This is a genomic window from Sebaldella sp. S0638, assembly GCF_024158605.1.
GTDB lineage: Bacteria > Fusobacteriota > Fusobacteriia > Fusobacteriales > Leptotrichiaceae > Sebaldella.
This window is the reverse complement of sequence record NZ_JAMZGM010000218.1, coordinates 1-2,532: the sequence shown is the minus strand read 5'-3', so window position 1 is coordinate 2,532 and position 2,532 is coordinate 1. Positions and strand designations below refer to the sequence as shown.

The window sequence follows — 2,532 nt, the reverse complement described above, 5'->3', positions numbered from 1 at the left end:
CTTTCTATCTCTCTTGTATAGTTATCTACCACACTTAAGACCGTTTCTATTCTGTCCTGTTCCACTTTAGCCTCCTTTTTTCTTTTTAATTTCTGACAATCCTTTATTTACCATATTTTTTATATATTCCAATTTATTTATCAGCCAAAACGGATGTTCATCATATGATTTAGAATATGGCAAAAACTTTATCTCATACTGACCTCCTGCCATTCCTAAACTGACCATTCCAAGGTAATTCATATACCTTGAAATGTCAGATATTATTCTATTTAATCGCTCATCCGGTGTTTTATGCCCTTTTAGTATTATTAAAATACATTTGTAATATTCAGACCCATAGTTTTGGCTCTCAACTTTCCCAGTTCTTCTAAGTTCTCCTCTAGCAAGCCTAACATTGCTTCTAAAAAATCTGCCCCTTTTTTATCTGCAAATTTCAGTAAATTTTCTTGTGTTTTTTCTACTTCTACTCCTTCTATTATTATCTTTATTAATTGAGATTGTAGTAATTCAAATTCCCGGCTTTCTCCAAGCTCAAATTCTATCGGTATTACCTCTAAGTCCTTGGTATCCTCTCTTATTCTTCGGATATGCATTTTCTTATTTAAGTAGTTCCACATATTTCTAAATGTCCCTACCATTTCCACTACTATACAGTCTTCACTTGAACCAAATGTTTTAATATTTGTTATTTTTGATTCCGGTATTACGTTATTTTCTGCTTCTTTTTTTAAGTTTGTTTTTTTATTATCTAATTCACTGTTATCTAATTTTTCCACTACTTTTTTTGCCATACCTACCACCTATTACATAATACTTGTGTAGTCTTTAAATAGTATTGATACCGGACTTTTTATTGTTTCGTCATAAAATGCTTCTAATTCTTTAGATAATCCGCCAGAACCTGATATATCCGTTCTTTCATTTTTTGATACTTTACATCTTGGAAATACAAAACTAATTGTTTTGGTAGTATCACTCATTAATGCAAATACTACTTCCACTTCATACTCTCCATTTTTTAGTAAAAGTTCATTCGCTGCTAAATAACTGTCTTTGTCAAACTCATTGAATGTCAGCCCTAATGTTGTTGTTCCTCTGTCTGATTGTGTTATTGCCTTGTAGTAAACCGAATTTAATGCCTGTTTCCCTTCCAGTTTGTTATCAAAGGTCATATCTATAGACTCTATTTTTGATGTTATATCTGTCCCTGATTCTTTTATTGTAGCTCCCAAACAAATTAATGATTCTGAATTTAATACTTTTATTGTATTTGCATATTTTGTATTTTTAGTCTTATGATCCATTCCAATAAGACTTATTGTTGCTGTTACAAATGCTGATATTGCTGTACTTATACTTAAACTTGATACTAGGCAGTCCACAGCATATTCAAACATATTATTGTCTAAATCATTAAAACCTACTGTCAGCCATTGATTTATTGTATCCGTTGGTGATAATTTCCAGTCTGCAAGTCCATCAACTGCTCCGGTATATCCCGCTCCATGTAACAGTAATTCTAATTGCTCTCTGTTAACCTCAACTGGAATATCTCCTTCTACTGATACTTTTGATAAAAATCCATCTCTTACAAATCTTCCTGATCCTAATGCTTCTGATGTTGTACTATCTGTTGATGGTGTTATTCCATAATCTGTTGCATTTACCTTTGACATTGTATTTGTTTCGGCTGTGCCTTTTCCTGTTTGTACTCCTATTAATACTTCTCCATTCATTACTTATCTCTCCTTTATATCTAAATTTATTTCAAAGACCACTAAACCTGTCAGATTACTCTCTTCTTCTTTTGCATTTCTTACATGATAGTAATAGTCAAAATTTATTATCTCCAACAGTATTTCTCTGTCCTGTTCCATTACTTTTAGTAATTCTTCTATTTCTTCTACTACTTCCTTTGAATTGGTAACAGCATCATTTGATATCACGTAATACAAAGTCAGTTTTCTGTTCCTTTCTTTCCTGTGGTTTATCCCTATTGTCCTTGATTCCTGACTTTCTGGCTGTAGTATGAATCTGCCTTCTGCCAGTACCATTGATTTAAATGCATAATCATTGATAAATCCAAATTCACATTCTTTCCCGCTTAACTCTTTTACTCTTTTTAAAAATACATCTACTGTTTTCATCAAAACACCTTTGTCCTTTTGGCTTTCTCTCTTTCTTCATTTTGAAGCCTTAATTTATTTTTCTTGATATTGGCTATCAGTTCCCTGATAAATATCCTCTTATCTTCCACAAGTGTTTCCATTTCCACATCTGCAAACAACTTATACTGTACATAATTATTTCTTAGCAGTACTGTTTCTTCTTCCTTTAATTCAAATCCCTCAAGCTCCAAACCTATATATACCCTTGCTTCCTCTGAATAATCTGCTATTTTTTCTGTTATCTTCTCATCCGTATATCCCAGTTTATTCAGTCTTAGTTTCAGAGCCTGAGGGAGCTCATAATCTGCTCCCATTCTTATGACCTCCTATGCTATTGTTACTTTGTATTTCATTATTCTGT

At 32.4% G+C, this 2,532-nt stretch carries 4 protein-coding genes; all 4 read right to left on the bottom strand.

Annotated features, from left to right (window positions below):
* Window positions 1–311: 311 nt before the first annotated feature.
* From NK213_RS19705 to NK213_RS19690, 4 genes are read right to left on the bottom strand one after another with little or no spacing between them, the layout of a single operon-like run.
* Window positions 312–794, bottom strand: coding sequence for a hypothetical protein (locus NK213_RS19705; RefSeq protein ID WP_253352511.1), 483 nt, complete (start codon window positions 792–794; stop codon window positions 312–314).
* A 12-nt stretch (window positions 795–806) separates the two neighbouring features.
* Window positions 807–1,739, bottom strand: a complete 933-nt coding sequence (locus NK213_RS19700) for a phage tail tube protein (protein ID WP_253352509.1) — start codon at window positions 1,737–1,739, stop codon at window positions 807–809.
* 3 nt (window positions 1,740–1,742) lie between these two features.
* Window positions 1,743–2,150 (bottom strand): hypothetical protein, encoded by a 408-nt coding sequence (locus NK213_RS19695; protein ID WP_253352507.1) that lies wholly within the window; start codon window positions 2,148–2,150, stop codon window positions 1,743–1,745.
* Entirely contained in the window at window positions 2,150–2,485 is a 336-nt protein-coding gene (locus NK213_RS19690) for a hypothetical protein (RefSeq protein ID WP_253352504.1), read from the bottom strand. The genes NK213_RS19695 and NK213_RS19690 overlap by 1 nt, the downstream gene beginning before the upstream one ends.
* Between the last annotated feature and the right edge of the window lie 47 nt (window positions 2,486–2,532).

Excerpts from the sequence above, each read along its gene's own strand:
- NK213_RS19705 (WP_253352511.1), bottom strand. The coding sequence starts at position 794 with ATGGCAAAAAAAGTAGTGGAAAAATTAGATAACAGTGAATTAGATAAT.
- NK213_RS19700 (WP_253352509.1), bottom strand. The coding sequence starts at position 1,739 with ATGAATGGAGAAGTATTAATAGGAGTACAAACAGGAAAAGGCACAGCC.
- NK213_RS19695 (WP_253352507.1), bottom strand. The coding sequence starts at position 2,150 with ATGAAAACAGTAGATGTATTTTTAAAAAGAGTAAAAGAGTTAAGCGGG.
- NK213_RS19690 (WP_253352504.1), bottom strand. The coding sequence starts at position 2,485 with ATGGGAGCAGATTATGAGCTCCCTCAGGCTCTGAAACTAAGACTGAAT.